Origin of the sequence: Streptomyces hyaluromycini (assembly GCF_002217755.1) — a bacterium.
In the GTDB taxonomy this organism is placed as follows: Bacteria; Actinomycetota; Actinomycetes; order Streptomycetales; family Streptomycetaceae; genus Streptomyces; species Streptomyces hyaluromycini.
The window spans coordinates 185,259-199,743 of sequence record NZ_BCFL01000018.1 but is presented as its reverse complement, the minus strand read 5'-3'; the positions used below and the strand labels follow the sequence as shown (position 1 = coordinate 199,743).

Annotated in this window: 13 protein-coding genes; 8 read left to right on the top strand and 5 right to left on the bottom strand. The window is 71.0% G+C overall.

All coding sequences use genetic code 11. The annotated features are described in order from the left end of the window. Positions 1-40: 40 nt before the first annotated feature. Together SSP29_RS14040 and SSP29_RS14035 are read right to left on the bottom strand one after the other, a co-directional pair. On the bottom strand, positions 41-985 hold the full coding sequence (locus SSP29_RS14040; RefSeq protein WP_089101605.1) for a carbohydrate kinase family protein: 945 nt from the start codon (positions 983-985) through the stop codon (positions 41-43). Between the two features lie 110 nt (positions 986-1,095). Continuing rightward, positions 1,096-2,004, bottom strand: coding sequence for a pseudouridine-5'-phosphate glycosidase (locus SSP29_RS14035; RefSeq protein ID WP_089100956.1), 909 nt, complete (start codon positions 2,002-2,004; stop codon positions 1,096-1,098). 97 nt (positions 2,005-2,101) lie between these two features. Here SSP29_RS14035 and SSP29_RS14030 point away from each other — a divergent pair, with 97 nt between their 5' ends. Next, entirely contained in the window at positions 2,102-2,530 is a 429-nt protein-coding gene (locus tag SSP29_RS14030; protein ID WP_089100955.1) for a VOC family protein, read from the top strand. Between the two features lie 43 nt (positions 2,531-2,573). Here the strand turns inward: SSP29_RS14030 and SSP29_RS14025 are convergent, their stop codons facing one another. Further along, the gene (locus SSP29_RS14025) at positions 2,574-3,128 is read right to left on the bottom strand and encodes a methylated-DNA--[protein]-cysteine S-methyltransferase (protein ID WP_089100954.1); all 555 of its coding nucleotides are present in this window, start codon (positions 3,126-3,128) and stop codon (positions 2,574-2,576) included. A 50-nt stretch (positions 3,129-3,178) separates the two neighbouring features. Then, entirely contained in the window at positions 3,179-4,048 is an 870-nt protein-coding gene (locus SSP29_RS14020; RefSeq protein ID WP_089100953.1) for a glycerophosphodiester phosphodiesterase, read from the bottom strand. A gap of 277 nt (positions 4,049-4,325) precedes the next feature. On the opposite strand from SSP29_RS14020, the gene SSP29_RS14015 reads away from it, so the two are divergent. From SSP29_RS14015 to SSP29_RS13985, 7 genes are all read left to right on the top strand, one after another. Next, complete coding sequence (locus SSP29_RS14015) at positions 4,326-5,192, top strand: MHYT domain-containing protein (protein ID WP_089100952.1); 867 nt, start codon at positions 4,326-4,328, stop codon at positions 5,190-5,192. A 40-nt stretch (positions 5,193-5,232) separates the two neighbouring features. Continuing rightward, positions 5,233-7,380 (top strand): excinuclease ABC subunit UvrB, encoded by a 2,148-nt coding sequence (uvrB, locus tag SSP29_RS14010; RefSeq protein ID WP_089100951.1) that lies wholly within the window; start codon positions 5,233-5,235, stop codon positions 7,378-7,380. A gap of 157 nt (positions 7,381-7,537) precedes the next feature. Then, positions 7,538-8,116 (top strand): TerD family protein, encoded by a 579-nt coding sequence (locus SSP29_RS14005; protein WP_089100950.1) that lies wholly within the window; start codon positions 7,538-7,540, stop codon positions 8,114-8,116. Positions 8,117-8,166: 50 nt separating this feature from the next. Next, a complete protein-coding gene (locus SSP29_RS14000) occupies positions 8,167-10,284 on the top strand; it encodes a TerD family protein (protein WP_089100949.1) in 2,118 nt (705 codons plus the stop codon). Positions 10,285-10,506: 222 nt separating this feature from the next. Next, the gene (locus SSP29_RS13995; RefSeq protein ID WP_089100948.1) at positions 10,507-11,508 is read left to right on the top strand and encodes a TerC/Alx family metal homeostasis membrane protein; all 1,002 of its coding nucleotides are present in this window, start codon (positions 10,507-10,509) and stop codon (positions 11,506-11,508) included. Positions 11,509-11,638: 130 nt separating this feature from the next. Next, a complete protein-coding gene (locus tag SSP29_RS13990; RefSeq protein WP_150134128.1) occupies positions 11,639-11,941 on the top strand; it encodes a hypothetical protein in 303 nt (100 codons plus the stop codon). A gap of 110 nt (positions 11,942-12,051) precedes the next feature. Continuing rightward, positions 12,052-13,152 (top strand): calcium:cation antiporter, encoded by a 1,101-nt coding sequence (locus SSP29_RS13985; protein WP_089100947.1) that lies wholly within the window; start codon positions 12,052-12,054, stop codon positions 13,150-13,152. A 15-nt stretch (positions 13,153-13,167) separates the two neighbouring features. Here SSP29_RS13985 and SSP29_RS13980 read toward each other — a convergent pair whose 3' ends face one another. Beyond that, the gene (locus tag SSP29_RS13980) at positions 13,168-14,472 is read right to left on the bottom strand and encodes an MFS transporter (RefSeq protein WP_150134127.1); all 1,305 of its coding nucleotides are present in this window, start codon (positions 14,470-14,472) and stop codon (positions 13,168-13,170) included. Positions 14,473-14,485 lie beyond the last annotated feature (13 nt).

The window sequence follows — 14,485 nt, the reverse complement described above, 5'->3', positions numbered from 1 at the left end:
GGTGCCGTGATCAGCGGGGCCCATTCCCGGCGAGGCGTGGTCAGTCGCGGGCGGGCGGTCTCGCGCCCACGCGTTCCACTGCCCGTGCGCCCGCCCGGCAGCCCCGCGCCGCCGCCTCCCGAGCGTCCGCGCCGGCGACCAGCGCGGCGAGGAACGCCCCGGTGAAGGCGTCACCGGCGCCCGTGGTGTCCCGGGGCGTCGCCGGTGCGGCCGGGACGCGTGCCAGGACGCCGCCCGACCGGGCCACCAGCGCGCCGTCCGCCCCCGCCTTGGCCACGACCAGCGGTACCTGGCGGCTCAGCTTGGCCGCGGCGTCCGCCGGATCGGGCAGCCCCGTCAGCAGACAGGCCTCGTCCCGGCTCGGCAGCAGGACGTCCACCCCCTCGACGAGCTCCAGAAAGCGGTCCACGCCCAGTGCCACGAGAAACCCGGCCGACGCCGGGTCCAGGCTCACCGGCACGCCACGCGCGCGTGCCGCCGCCAGCGCCACCGCCACCAGCGCCCGGCTCGGTTCGGAGAACAGCAGATAGCCGGAGAGATGCAGCCGGGCCACCCCGTCGAGCAGCGCGTCCGACCAGTCGGCGGGCTCCAGTCGCAGGGACGCCCCGCTGTCCGTGAGGAAGGTGCGCTCGGCCGAGGCACCGTTGTCGACCAGACAGATCACCGTCCCCGTCGCCGCCTCCGGGTCCACCACGAGCCGGGGCCGCACCCCGGCGGCGACCAGCTCCCGCTCGTGCCACTGCGCCGCGTCCGCGCCCACCCGCCCCAGCAGCCGTACGTCCGCACAGCCCGTGTGGGCGGCCCAGCAGGCCACATTGGCGCCCGCCCCGCCGGGCAGGGTCCGGATCGCCGCGCCCGTGTCGGTGCCGGCCGCGAGCGGTCCCCGGTACCGCGCGACGACGTCGGTGACGACGTCCCCGACAACCAGCAGCGCCCCGCCCCGGCCGGGCGCCCCGCCTCCGTCCGGTACCCCGTCCCCGTCCAGTGCTTCGTCCCAGTCCGGCGCCCGTTTCCCGGGCGGCGTCGCCTCCCGGCCGGGCGTCCCCTCCGCGCCCGCTGCCGCGGCATCGCCCCGCCGTGCCTCCCGCTCGGTCGTCACCCCCGGGCCCACGCGGAGGCGATCCGCGCCGCCAGCCGGACATTGCCGCGCACGGCCGCCAGGTTGGCCTCCAGCGAGGCGCCGTCCGTGTGCCGGACCAGATAGCCGAGCAGGAACGGTGTGACCGCCTGACCGGTGATCCCTTCCGCGTCGCACGCCTGCAGCGCGTCGGCGAGCACGCGCGCGTGCAGCGCGGGGTCGAGCTGCTCCGTCTCCGGGACGGGGTTGGCGACGATCAGCGCCGTGTCCGCCGCGTCGAGCGCGTCCTGCGCCCGCATGACGTCCGCGACCTGCTCCGGGGTCTGAAGCGTCCAGTCCACCGGATACCCGGAGTCGGACAGGTAGAAGCCGGGGAAGCGTTCGGTGCCGTATCCGGCGACGGCCACGCCCAGGGTCTCCAGTCGCTGGAGGGTGGCCGGCACGTCCAGGATCGACTTCACGCCCGCGCACACCACCGTGATCCGGGTACGTGCCAGCAGGCCCAGGTCGGCGGACTCGTCCTGGGTCGCCGTCCATTCGCGGTGCACCCCGCCGAGACCGCCCGTCGCGAACACCCGGAGGCCGGCGAGTGCCGCCAGCTGCGCCGTCGCCGACACGGTGGTCGCCCCGCTCGCCCCCGCCGCCACGGCGAGCGGCAGGTCGCGGTGGCTCAGCTTGCGGATCCCGTCCTCGTTGGCGATCCGCTCCAACTGCTCCTTGTCCAGGCCGACATGGGGCCGCCCGTCCAGCACGGCGATGGTCGCGGGTACCGCGCCCGACCGCCGTACCGTGTCCTCCAGCTCCAGCGCCACCTGGAGGTTCCGCGGGCGCGGCAGCCCGTGCGCGATGATCGTGGACTCCAGGGCGACCACCGCACGACCCGCGTCGAGCGCCTCCCTGACCTTTTCAGACACCACCAGCACCATGCCTGCCTCCTGTCCGTCGGTCTTCCCTCATCTCTGGCGGGGGCCGCACCCGGCTAAACGCTTGCGGCCTGTGGGGGACGCCACCAGCCTGGGCGACATGACGAATCACCCGGTACGTCTGGACCACGTCGTCCTCTGGGTCGCCGATCCGGCCGTCGCGGCCGGCTTCTACGAGCGGATGCTCGGCCTGGAGCCGCTGCGGATCGCCGAGTTCACCGCGGGAGAGGTGCCCTTCCCCTCCGTGCGGGTCAACGAGGAGACCATCATCGACCTCGCGCCGCTCACCCTCGCCGAGCGCATGCCCGCACTTCACGGCGCCGCCGACAGCGCGGGCCACCCCGTGAACCATGTCTGTCTGTCCCTGTCCTCCGACGCCTTCGGCGCCCTGCGCGCCCGCCTCACCGAGCACGCCGTCCCCATGACCGACATCGGACACGACTCGTTCGGCGCCCGCGGCAAGGCCCCGCGCAACTTCTACTTCCGGGATCCCGACGGCAACGTCATCGAGGCGCGGCACTACGACTGACCGAGCGGGCGGGGACCGCCCGACCGGGCTCGGGGAGCGTGCCTCAGAACAGTGGCTCGGGCAGCACACCCTCCAGGGCGAGCAGCTTCCGCTTGGTCTCCAGCCCGCCCCCGAACCCGCCGATCCCGCCGTCGCTCTCCACCACCCGGTGACAGGGCACGACGACCGGAAGCGGATTGGCGCCCATCGCCGCGCCCACCGCCTGCGCCCCGCCGGGCTGCCCGACCCGCCCCGCCAGATCGCCGTACCCGACCACCGTGCCGTACGGCACACCGGCGGCCAGTTCGCGCAGCACCTGCCGGTTGAAGCCGGAGATCAGCGACCAGTCCAGCGGCAGGTCGAAGTCCTGCCGCCGGCCCGCGAAGTACGCCCGCAGCTGGGTTATCGCCTCGGCCAGCACCGGGTCCGCGGGATCCTCGACGGGCTCGGTGCCCAGCCGGGCCGCCAGCCGCTCCACCGTCCGCTCCCGTACCGCGTCGGTGGCATGGAACACCACGTTGACCAGGCCGCTGCCGGTCGCCGCGAGCAGCAGCGGACCGATGTCGGTGCCCACGACGGCCCACACCACCCGCTGCCCGTACTGCCCTTCGCTGTCCATGTGTCCCACCGTAGGGCCCGCCACTGACAACGCCCGCCGCCCGGCCGTGCTCAGCTCGCCCGCAGCGCGGCCCGCACCACGTCGGGTCTGTTGGTGATGATGCCGTCCACGCCGTAGCCGACGGCCTTCCAGGTGGTGACCGCGTCGTTCACCGTCCAGGTGAAGACGCGCAGCCGCCTGCCGTGCGGTCCGTCGACCGAGTGCACGGTGTTCACATAGCCGGCGGAGATCGAGTCCACCGAGGGGTTGACCAGGTCGGCGAAGCCCGCGTACCGGTGCAGGGACGCCACGGACGGGGTGCCGAGGTAGCCGGTCGTCACGTCGGGCCTGAGACCGTGCACGATGCGCAGGCTGTCCGCGCTGAAGCTCTGGACGACGAGCCGGCCCAGGTGCCGGCGGTCCAGCCAGCCCTCGTTGCCCAGCAGCTTGAGGATCTGCTGCTCGATGCCGGGGTACAGCTCCGGGTTCTTGATCTCCAGGAGCAGCTTCTCGTGGTTGTGCTCGACCCGGCGCATGTACTGCGCCAGCGTCGGCACACGCGTGCCCGTGTACGAACGGGAGAACCAGCTGCCCGCGTCCAGCCGGGCGATCTCGGCCGCGGTGAAGTCCTTCACTTTCCAGGGCGCCCGGCCGGGAAAGACCTGTTCGACGTCGGTGGTGCGCTGGAGACTGTCGTCGTGGATGACGACGAGCCGGCCGTCCTTGGTGCGTTGGACGTCGTTCTCGACCCAGGTGAAGCCCAGTGCGGCCGCCTTGTCGATGGCGGCCTGCGTGTTCTCCGGGGCGTAGGCGGAGGCACCCCGGTGCGCCAGCACCGTGGGCTCGGCGGCGTCGCCGGCCCGGGCCGCGGGGACGGGGCTCAAGAGGGCGGCCGCTCCCAGCAGCGCGGTGGCCGTGGCGGCGACTGCGCGCGCGTGCATGCGTACTCCTCGCGTCGATCGACTACGGACAGCACAAGAGTGACAGCAGTGAGTCAACGACGGTCGGGTACGGGATGGCCACAGATTGAATGGAGTTGCCCAAGGCCGCTCACTGTTGCCGCACAACTGCGGCAAGGGCGTGTTTCTTTGCCGGAAAATCGTTCGACCATTCCGGCGCGGGTCATACTCTCTGCGTCAACCCTGACCGCTCGGGCGGTCCTGGGACGGGGGCGCATTGCACATATTCCGGGACGCAAAGGGTGAAGGGCAGCCGCGCATGCAGGGCACGGTCGACGGATTCAGCTATGGGGTCGTCACCCCGCTGGTGGCCTATCTGATGGCCTGCCTCGGTGGCGCCCTCGGGCTGCGCTGCACGACCCGGGCGATGCTGGTGGCCCACTCCTGGCGGCCCGCCTGGCTCGCCCTGGGCTCCGCGGCGATCGGCTCCGGCATATGGACCATGCACTTCGTCGCCATGATGGGGTTCAGCGTCAAGGAGACGCCGATCCACTACGACAAGCCCCTCACCTATGCGAGCCTCGGACTCGCCATCGTCATGGTGAGCGTCGGGATCTTCATAGTCGGCTACCGGGGCGCCACCGGAACCGCGCTCTTCACGGGCGGCACCATCACCGGTCTGGGCATCGCCTCGATGCACTACCTCGGCATGGCCGGCCTGCGCCTCAACGGAACGCTGGAGTACAACACGTTCACGGTGGCCGGGTCGGTCCTGATAGGGGTCGTGGCCGCCACCTCGGCCCTGTGGGCGGCCGGGCAGGTCCGTGGCTTCCTGTGGAGCGTCGGCGCGAGCCTCGTCATGGGACTCGCCGTCAGCGGCATGCACTACACCGGCATGGCCGCCCTCACCGTCCACCTGCACAGCGCCGGCGTGACGTCCCCGGGCGACTCGCCCGCCTCCCTGCTCGCCCCCATGCTGATCGGCCCGCTGGCCTTCCTCTGCCTCGCCGCGGTTGTGGTGATCTTCGACCCGCTGATGGTCACGGGCAAGCCCGACCGGCTCCGCGTGGAGCACAAGCCGGGCGTGCCGGCCGGCGAGGTCGGCCACCACCCGAGTCGCCGCCCGCAGCCCCGCGTCGGCCGCCAGCAGAGCCACCACAGCTCGCGCACCCCGCAGAACCGCTGATCAGAACCGGTTGTCAGTGCGGGGTCGTACGGTGGAACCCATGCGGCCCGTTTCCCACATCGAACGCACGGTGGCGCCTTTCGAGGTCGTCAGCCCGTACCAGCCCAGCGGCGACCAGCCGGCGGCCATCGCCGAGCTGGCCAAGCGCATCGAGGCCGGTGAGAAGGATGTCGTCCTGCTCGGCGCGACCGGCACCGGCAAGTCCGCCACCACCGCGTGGATGATCGAGAAGCTCCAGCGCCCCACCCTGGTGATGGCGCCGAACAAGACGCTGGCAGCCCAGCTGGCCAACGAGTTCCGCGAGCTTCTCCCGAACAACGCGGTCGAATACTTCGTCTCGTACTACGACTACTACCAGCCCGAGGCGTACGTCCCGCAGTCGGACACCTACATCGAGAAGGACTCCTCGATCAACGAGGAGGTCGAGCGGCTGCGCCACTCCGCCACCAACTCGCTGCTCACCCGCCGCGACGTGATCGTGGTCGCCTCCGTCTCCTGCATCTACGGCCTCGGTACCCCGCAGGAGTACGTCGACCGGATGGTCCCGCTGCGCGTGGGCGACGAGATCGACCGCGACGACCTGCTGCGCCGCTTCGTGGACATCCAGTACACGCGCAACGACATGGCGTTCACCCGCGGCACCTTCCGCGTCCGAGGCGACACCATCGAGATCTTCCCGGTCTACGAGGAGCTCGCCGTCCGCATCGAGATGTTCGGCGACGAGATCGAGGCACTGTCCACGCTGCACCCGCTCACCGGCGAGATCATCAGCGACGACCAGCAGCTGTACGTCTTCCCGGCCTCCCACTACATCGCGGGTCCCGAGCGCCTGGAGCGGGCCGTCAACGACATCGAGAAGGAACTGGGGGAGCGCCTGGCGGAACTGGAGAAACAGGGCAAGCTCCTGGAGGCCCAGCGGCTGCGGATGCGCACCACGTACGACATCGAGATGCTCCGCCAGATCGGCAGCTGCTCCGGCGTGGAGAACTACTCGATGCACTTCGACGGCCGCCTGCCCGGCTCCCCGCCGAACACCCTGCTCGACTACTTCCCGGACGACTTCCTGCTCGTCATCGACGAGTCGCATGTCACCGTGCCGCAGATCGGTGCCATGTACGAGGGCGACGCCTCCCGCAAGCGCACCCTCGTGGACCACGGCTTCCGGCTGCCCTCCGCCCTGGACAACCGCCCCCTGAAGTGGGAGGAGTTCCAGGAGCGGATCGGGCAGGCCGTGTACCTGTCGGCGACCCCCGGTAAATATGAGCTCTCCCGTGGGGACGGCGTCGTCGAGCAGATCATCCGTCCCACCGGCCTGGTCGACCCGGAGGTCGTCGTCAAGCCCACCGAGGGCCAGATCGACGACCTGGTGCACGAGATCCGCAAGCGCACCGAGAAGGACGAGCGCGTCCTGGTCACCACACTCACCAAGAAGATGGCCGAGGACCTCACGGACTACTTCCTGGAGCTCGGCATCCAGGTGCGCTATCTGCACAGCGACGTCGACACCCTGCGCCGCGTCGAGCTGCTGCGCGAGCTGCGCTCCGGCGAGTTCGACGTCCTGGTCGGCATCAACCTCCTCCGTGAGGGCCTCGACCTGCCCGAGGTGTCCCTGGTGGCGATCCTCGACGCGGACAAGGAGGGCTTCCTGCGCTCCGGCACCTCGCTGATCCAGACCATCGGCCGCGCGGCGCGCAACGTCTCCGGCGAGGTCCACATGTACGCCGACAAGATCACCCCGGCGATGGAGAGGGCCATCGACGAGACCAACCGGCGCCGGGAGAAGCAGGTCGCCTACAACACGGCGAACGGCATCGATCCGCAGCCGCTCCGGAAGAAGATCAACGACATCGTCGCGCAGATCGCCCGCGAAGAGGTCGACACCGAACAGCTGCTCGGCTCGGGCTACCGCAAGCTGAAGGACGGCAAGGGTGCCAAGGCCCCGGTTCCCTCCCTGGGGGACAAGGCGGCCAAGGGCGCGAAGGCAGGCAAGGCCGCCAAGGGCAAGGCGAAGGAAGCGGTGCCCACCGATCGTCCGGCGGCCGAACTCGCCGAACAGATCGAGGAGATGACGGAGCGTATGCGTGCCGCCGCCGCGGATCTGCAGTTCGAGATCGCGGCCCGGCTGCGCGACGAGGTCTCCGAGATGAAGAAGGAACTGCGCCAGATGAGGGAGGCGGGCCTGGCCTGACCTCTGGGCTTCCGCCGGACCCCGGCAAGGGCGCGAAGTGTTGCAAGACCGACACAAAGCGCGGGCCAGGGTTCGGCACTGTCAGTGGCGCTGCATAGGGTTTTGGTCAACCGCGGACTCCGCGGCAGCAGGGGACATCTGACGAGGGGAAGCAGCCGTGACCGTCAACATGACCAAGGGTCAGGCCATCAGCCTGGAGAAGAAGGACGGCGGCTCCCTGAGCGCGGTCCGCATGGGTCTTGGTTGGAAGGCGGCGCCCCGGCGCGGGCTGTTCGGTTCGCGTACCCGTGAGATCGACCTGGACGCCTCGGCGGTGCTGTTCGCCGACAAGCAGCCCGTCGACGTCGTGTTCTTCCGCCACCTGGTGAGCGACGACGGCTCGGTCCGCCACACGGGCGACAACCTCGTCGGCGGCGCGGGCCAGGGCGGCGACGACGAGGCCATCCTCGTCGACCTCGCACGCGTCCCGGTCCATGTCGACCAGATCATCTTCACCGTCAACTCCTTCACCGGCCAGACCTTCCAGGAAGTGCAGAACGCCTTCTGCCGGCTGGTCGACGAGACCACCGGCCAGGAACTCGCCCGCTACACGCTCGACGGCGGCGGCGAGTACACCGCCCAGATCATGGCGAAGGTGCACCGGTCGGGATCCGGCTGGACGCTGACGGCCCTGGGCGTCCCGGCCAAGGGCCGCACCTTCCAGGACCTGGTGCCGTCGATCCTGCCCATCCTCTAGCAGCGGCCCGGCGGCACACGAGGTCAACGACACACAGGGGGACACGGGCAATGACGGCCGAGCTGGTGCGCGGGCAGAACCATCCGCTCTCGCGGAACCGGATCGAGATCCGGATCTCGGCCGCCGCGCCGGTCCTGGCCGGGGCCACCCTCGCCGACGAGAGCGGGCGGGTGCGGGACGGCGACGGGGTGGCCCATCCGGGCGCGCCCACGCTGCCCGGGATCGAGGTCTCCCGGCAGGCGGCCGCCGAACACCGGCTCGCCGTCGACCTCGACGCCATGCCCGAGACCGTGCACCGGGTCAGCGTCCTGATCGCCCTGCCCGCCGCGCCCGGCGGTCCGCTCCGCTTCGGCGCCCTCGCCGCACCGCGTGCCGCGGTCACCGGCCTCGACGGCACCGAGGTCGCCGGCTACACCCTCACCGGCCTTGACGCAGAGTCGGCGGTCGTCGCTCTGGAGCTCTACCGCCGCCAGGCCGCCTGGAAGATCCGCGCGGTGGGCCAGGGCTACGCGGACGGCCTCACGGCGCTCCTCACCGACCAGGGCCTGCCCCAGGCCGCCGAACTCGCCCGTGGGATCGAGGAAGCGGTGGCGCGCGGTCTGGCCCGCTCGGTCCCGGCGCGCACCGCGGACACCGACCGCTCCCGTCGTACGGCCGCCCCCGTCACCGGCCCAGATCTGCAGGGCACCGCCTCCGCCGCCGGGTCTCCGTACGACGTCCAGACATCCGGCGACAGCGTCGGCCTGCCTGCCCTCTCCGAGGGAGCCGCCGAGATGGCCCCGGCGCCCGACGGCGGCCGGCCCCCGGCATCCGGTGAATCGGGCCGGCTCCCGGCCTCCGGCGGACCGGGCGGGGCCTCGGCCTCCGGCGGGCCGGGCGGGGCCTCGGCGTCCGGCGGGCCGGGCGGCACCCCGGACGCCGTCGGTTCGGGCCTCCCGGCGGCCGCCACACCCACCGGCGGCCCCATCGACTACACGCATCCGAAGCGCCGCCAGGCGTCCGGGCCCCCGGCCCCCGAGGCTCCCACTTCGGCAGACGGGCCCGCGCCGCCCGTCGCCGGTGACGCGGTCGGCTGGTCCATGGACGAGCGGCTCTACAACCAGGTCTGGGGCATGTTCGAGGACCTGGCCCGCTCCACCGCCGCCTATCGCAGCGCTCTCGACTTCGCCGAGTCGCGCATGGAGAAGGAGCTCGACCAGGTCCTCTCCGACCCGCGCAGCCGACTGGGCTCGGTGGGCGACGCAGCACGCGAGGCGGCCGAGGCCCGGCAGGCCCAGCTGGTCGACCAGGCCCGGGCGGCTCTCGACCGGGACCTCGCCCAGCTCACCGCCGAGTCCGAGGTCGTCGAGCCCGCGCTGCCACCGGAGTACGCCCGCTGGGACAACCCGGTCTGGCACGGCTACCGGGTGCCGGCGGAGCCGCCGCTGGCCATCCGGCTGGGCGACCTCCGCCTGCCGGAGAGCGCCCCGCTGCGCATCCCGATGCTGGTCCGGCTGCCTCTGGAGCGGGGCCTGTGGATCGACAGCGGCGTGCCCGACGCGTCCCGGCACGAGGAGGCAGGTGAGCTGCGGCACCTCGCTCTGCAGTCGGCGGTGGCGCTCACGGCCCGGCTGCTCGCCGTCCATCCGGCGGGGGAGTTCGGCGTGCAGGTCATCGATCCGGCCGGTGCCGGCGCGTCCGCACTCGCCCCGCTGACGGGGGCCGGTGCGCTGGACGCGCCGCCCGCGACGGGTGCCGCCGGTGTGACGGGCGTGCTGGGGCGGCTCACCGAGCGCGTCGACCTTGTGCAGATGGCGGTCCGCGGCGGTGCGCCAGACGCGCTGCCGCCCGGTCTGGACACCTCGCGGCAGCTGCTGATCGTGAACGACTTCCCGCACGGCTTCGACGACCGGGCCGTCACCCAACTGCGCTATCTCGCGGACGAAGGCCCGGACGTCGGAGTCCATCTCCTCCTGGTCGCCGATCGTGAGGACGCCGCCGCCTACGGCCCGTTGCTCGATCCGCTCTGGCGTTCGCTGATGCGACTCACCCCGGTACCGGACGATCACCTGGCCGACCCGTGGGTGGGACATGCCTGGACCTACGAGCCCTGCCTCGTACCTCCTGGCAGCCATGTGCTCCAGCAGGTGCTCACCCAGGTCTCGGCAGCCCGCACCAAGCGCATGTAAAGTCCCCTGAGCTGGCAATTTGGTCTTTCTTTTGCCAAGTGCTTTACCTTCCCTTGGTGATTGGGGTACTGTTCTCCGTACGGAGGGGAGTACTCCCTGTCTGCTGCGGCGTACCCGTCAATACGGATCCGGTCGGATCCCGGGGCGTCGGCCCGTCTCGGGTGGAAGAGACCTCCGGTAGCGCAACGCGAAATCTTTGCCGTTCACTAACCGGAGGCAACAGTGGATGTATCCGTGACCCTGTGGGTCCTCACCATCCTGGGTCTGGCCGCCCTGATCGCGGTCGACTTCTTCATCGGCCGCAAACCGCATGACGTGTCCATCAAGGAAGCCGGAATCTGGACCGTCGTCTGGATCGCCCTGGCCGGACTCTTCGGCCTCGGCCTGCTCGTCTTCGGCGGCGGCCAGCCCGCCGGCGAGTTCTTCGCGGGCTTCATCACCGAGAAGTCGCTGAGCGTCGACAACCTCTTCGTCTTCGTCCTGATCATGGCGAAGTTCGCTGTGCCCTCGCAGTACCAGCAGCGGGTGCTGCTCGTTGGTGTCCTCATAGCCCTGGTGCTGCGGGCCGCCTTCATCGCCGCGGGCGCCGCGATCCTCGCCAGCTTCTCGTGGGTCTTCTACCTCTTCGGTGCCTTCCTCATCTGGACCGCCTGGAAGCTGATCCAGGAGGCCCGGGCCGACGAGGAGGAAGAGGAGTTCGAGGAGAACAAGCTGCTCAAGGCCGCGGAGCGCAGGTTCGGCGTGGCCGACCGCTACCACGGCACCAAGCTGTGGATCCAGCAGAACGGCAAGCGGGTCATGACCCCGATGCTGGTCGTGATGCTCGCGATCGGTACGACCGACGTACTGTTCGCGCTGGACTCCATCCCCGCGATCTTCGGCCTGACGCAGGACCCGTACATCGTCTTCACGGCCAACGCCTTCGCGCTGATGGGTCTGCGGCAGCTGTACTTCCTCGTCGGCGGACTGCTGAGGAAGCTGGTCCACCTGTCCTACGGCCTGTCGATCATCCTCGGCTTCATCGGCGTCAAGCTGGTGCTGCACGCGCTTCACGAGTCCGGCGTCCATGTGCCGGAGATCAGCATCCCGGTCTCGCTCGGCGTGATCTGCGGGGTCCTGATCGTCACCACGATCACCAGCCTGAGGGCCTCCAGGAAGCAGGCGGCGGCCGAGGCGGCGCAGGCTCCGAGCGAAGGCGCTCCGAAGGACAGCATCGACGTCTGACCACGTCGGACGTAGGAACAACCACCCCGCGCAGTGGTGCGAAGCGCATTGCCGACCCACCGCTCAGGCTGCTTCGTTGGGTGGCGGAACGTCCCCGGTCCGGGGATGCCGCCGCCCGGTGGAGGCAACCGTGACATTCGTCCAGATCATCGACTTCGAGACCGACCGCATCGACGAGATGAAGGCCCTCGCCGACGAGATGGGCAGCCGGCTCGCCGGCCGCGAGAACAGCCCCACGCGCCGCCTGATCCTCAAGGACCGGAGCCGGCCCGGCCACTACCTCGGCGTCATCGAGTTCAACTCCTACGAGGAGGCCATGCAGAACAGCAACGACCCCGAGACGAGCAAGTTCGCCGAGCAGATGGCCGCCCTGTGTATCCGGCCGCCGTCCTTCACCGACTGTGACGTCGTGGACCTGACCGACTTCACGTAACCGCCCGACCGCACCCGTACGACCCGGGGGCCGTGCCGCGCCCGCGGCGGGCCCCCGGAGCCAGAAAGGACCGGAATGCGAAGCGTGTACGCCTCTGCCACCATCGCTGCATGATCACTCGGCTCAGGCCGCTCACCACCCAGTGGACGCTCCTCGTGCCGGTGCTCGCGGTCGTCCTGCTCCTGTTCACCTGGGGCCGTAGTCTGCCCGGCGCGGTCGTCGCGCTGGTGACCGTGGTCCTCGCCGGATCGGTCCTCGCCGCGGTCCACCACGCCGAGGTCGTGGCCCACCGGGTCGGCGAACCCTTCGGCTCCCTGGTCCTCGCCATCGCCGTCACGATCATCGAGGTCGCCCTGATCGTCACCCTCATGGTCGACGGCGGCGCCAAGAGCTCCACCCTGGCCCGGGACACGGTCTTCGCCGCCGTGATGATCACTTGCAACGGCATCGTCGGCCTCTGTCTCCTCGTCGCCTCGCTCCGCCACGGCACCGCGGTCTTCAACCCCGAGGGCACCGGTGCCGCGCTGGCGACGGTGGCCACCCTGGCCACGCTCAGCCTGGTGCTGCCGACCTTCACCACCAGCAAACCGGGCCCGGAGTTCTCCGGTGTGCAACTGACGTTCGCGGCCCTGTCGTCGCTGATCCTGTACGGCCTGTTCGTGGCGACCCAGACCGTACGGCACCGTGACTACTTCCTGCCGATCACCCGGCAGGGCGAGGTGATCACCGCCGACGACCACGCCGCGGCCCCGTCCGCGCGCGCCGCCTGGATCAGCCTCGGCCTGCTGGGACTTGCTCTGGTCGGGGTCGTCGGACTGGCCAAGGGTGTGTCGCCGACGATGGAGTCGGGCGTCGCGGCGGCCGGCCTGCACCAAGCCGTCGTCGGTGTGGTCATCGCCCTGCTCGTGCTGCTCCCCGAGACCATCGCCGCCCTGCGCTCGGCCCGCCGTGACCGGGTGCAGACCAGCCTCAACCTGGCGCTCGGCTCGGCCATGGCCAGCATCGGCCTGACCATCCCCGCAGTGGCACTCGCCTCCGTCTGGCTCTCCGGCCCCCTGGTCCTCGGCCTGAGCGCCACCCACATGCTGCTGCTCGCGCTGACCGTGGTGGTCAGCTCCCTGACCGTGGTGCCGGGCCGGGCCACACCGCTGCAAGGCGGCGTCCACCTGGTGCTGTTCGCCGCCTACCTGGAACTGGCGATCAACCCGTAGCCGGTCCGGAAGCCCTCACCCGGCGACCGGCTCGACCGCCGCCACCGGCACCGGACGCGTCTCCGGCAGCAGTGCGAAGCACCCCAGGCTCAGCAGCGCGATCGCCGTCAGATACGCCCCCACGGCCCACGGCACGCGCCCGCTGTGCTCCGCCAGCGCCGTCGCCACGATCGGCGTCAGCGCACCCCCGAGCACCCCGCCGAGGTTGTAGCCGACGGCGGCACCGGTGCAGCGCACCCGGAGCTCGTAGAGCTCCGGCAGATAGGCGGCGATCACCGAGAACATGGTGATGAAGGCGATCAGGGCACCGGTGAACCCGAGGAACATCAGCAGCGGCTGACCGGTGGCCAGCAGCGCGACCATCGGGAACATCCACAGTGCCGCAGCCGTGCACCCCGCCAGGCACAGTGGCCGCCGCCCGTAGCGGTCGCCCAGCAGGGCCATCACCGGCGTGAGCGACCCCTTCACCACGACGGCGGCCATCACGCAGGTCAGCATGACGGTACGGCTCACCCCGAGCCGCTCCGTCCCGTACGCCAGCGACCAGGTCGTCACCGCGTAGAACACCGCGTACCCGATCGCGAGCGCCCCCGCCGTCAGCAGCACCAGCCGCCAGTGATGCCGTACGACCTCGGCGAAGGGCATGCGCGCGGGCTCGTCGATCTCCAGGAACTGCGGGCTCTCGGGGAGCGACGAACGCAGCCACAGTCCGCCCAGCGCCAGTGCTCCGGCCGCCCAGAACGGCACCCGCCAGCCCCACTGCGCGAACTGGGCGTCCGTCAGGGACGCCGACAGGGCCAGCATCACGCCGTTGGCGAACAGGAAGCCGATGGCCGGACCGATCTGCGGAAAGCTCGACCACAGGGCGCGCCGCCCGGCGGGCGCGTGCTCCGCGGTCAGCAGCACCGCCCCGCCCCACTCCCCGCCGACCCCCAGCCCCTGCAGGAAGCGCAGCACCAGGAGCAGCACGGGAGCGGCCACACCCAGCGTGCCGTACGTCGGCACGCACCCGACGGCGACCGTCGAGGCACCGGTCAGCAGCAGGGACGCGACCAGGACCGGACGCCGGCCGCGCCGGTCCCCGATGTGCCCGAACAGCACCGAGCCCAGCGGGCGGGCCACGAACCCCACACCGAACGTCCCGAACGCCGCCAGCGTCCCTGCGAGCGGCGAGAACGTCGGGAAGAACAGCGGCCCCAGGACGAGCGCCGCGGCCGTCCCGTAGGCGAAGAAGTCGTAGAACTCGATCGCGGTCCCGGCGAGCGAGGCGGCCGCCAGCCGCAGCATCGAGGGGGCCCTTACGGTGCGTGCATCATGCATGCTCCGTCAACTA

Bases quoted from the DNA above. Each gene is read 5' to 3' on its own strand.
- SSP29_RS14035 (WP_089100956.1), bottom strand. From the start codon at position 2,004: ATGGTGCTGGTGGTGTCTGAAAAGGTCAGGGAGGCGCTCGACGCGGGT.
- SSP29_RS14030 (WP_089100955.1), top strand. From the start codon at position 2,102: ATGACGAATCACCCGGTACGTCTGGACCACGTCGTCCTCTGGGTCGCC.
- SSP29_RS14025 (WP_089100954.1), bottom strand. From the start codon at position 3,128: ATGGACAGCGAAGGGCAGTACGGGCAGCGGGTGGTGTGGGCCGTCGTG.
- SSP29_RS14020 (WP_089100953.1), bottom strand. From the start codon at position 4,048: ATGCACGCGCGCGCAGTCGCCGCCACGGCCACCGCGCTGCTGGGAGCG.
- SSP29_RS14015 (WP_089100952.1), top strand. From the start codon at position 4,326: ATGCAGGGCACGGTCGACGGATTCAGCTATGGGGTCGTCACCCCGCTG.
- uvrB (WP_089100951.1), top strand. From the start codon at position 5,233: ATGCGGCCCGTTTCCCACATCGAACGCACGGTGGCGCCTTTCGAGGTC.
- SSP29_RS14000 (WP_089100949.1), top strand. From the start codon at position 8,167: ATGACGGCCGAGCTGGTGCGCGGGCAGAACCATCCGCTCTCGCGGAAC.
- SSP29_RS13985 (WP_089100947.1), top strand. From the start codon at position 12,052: ATGATCACTCGGCTCAGGCCGCTCACCACCCAGTGGACGCTCCTCGTG.
- SSP29_RS13980 (WP_150134127.1), bottom strand. From the start codon at position 14,472: ATGCATGATGCACGCACCGTAAGGGCCCCCTCGATGCTGCGGCTGGCG.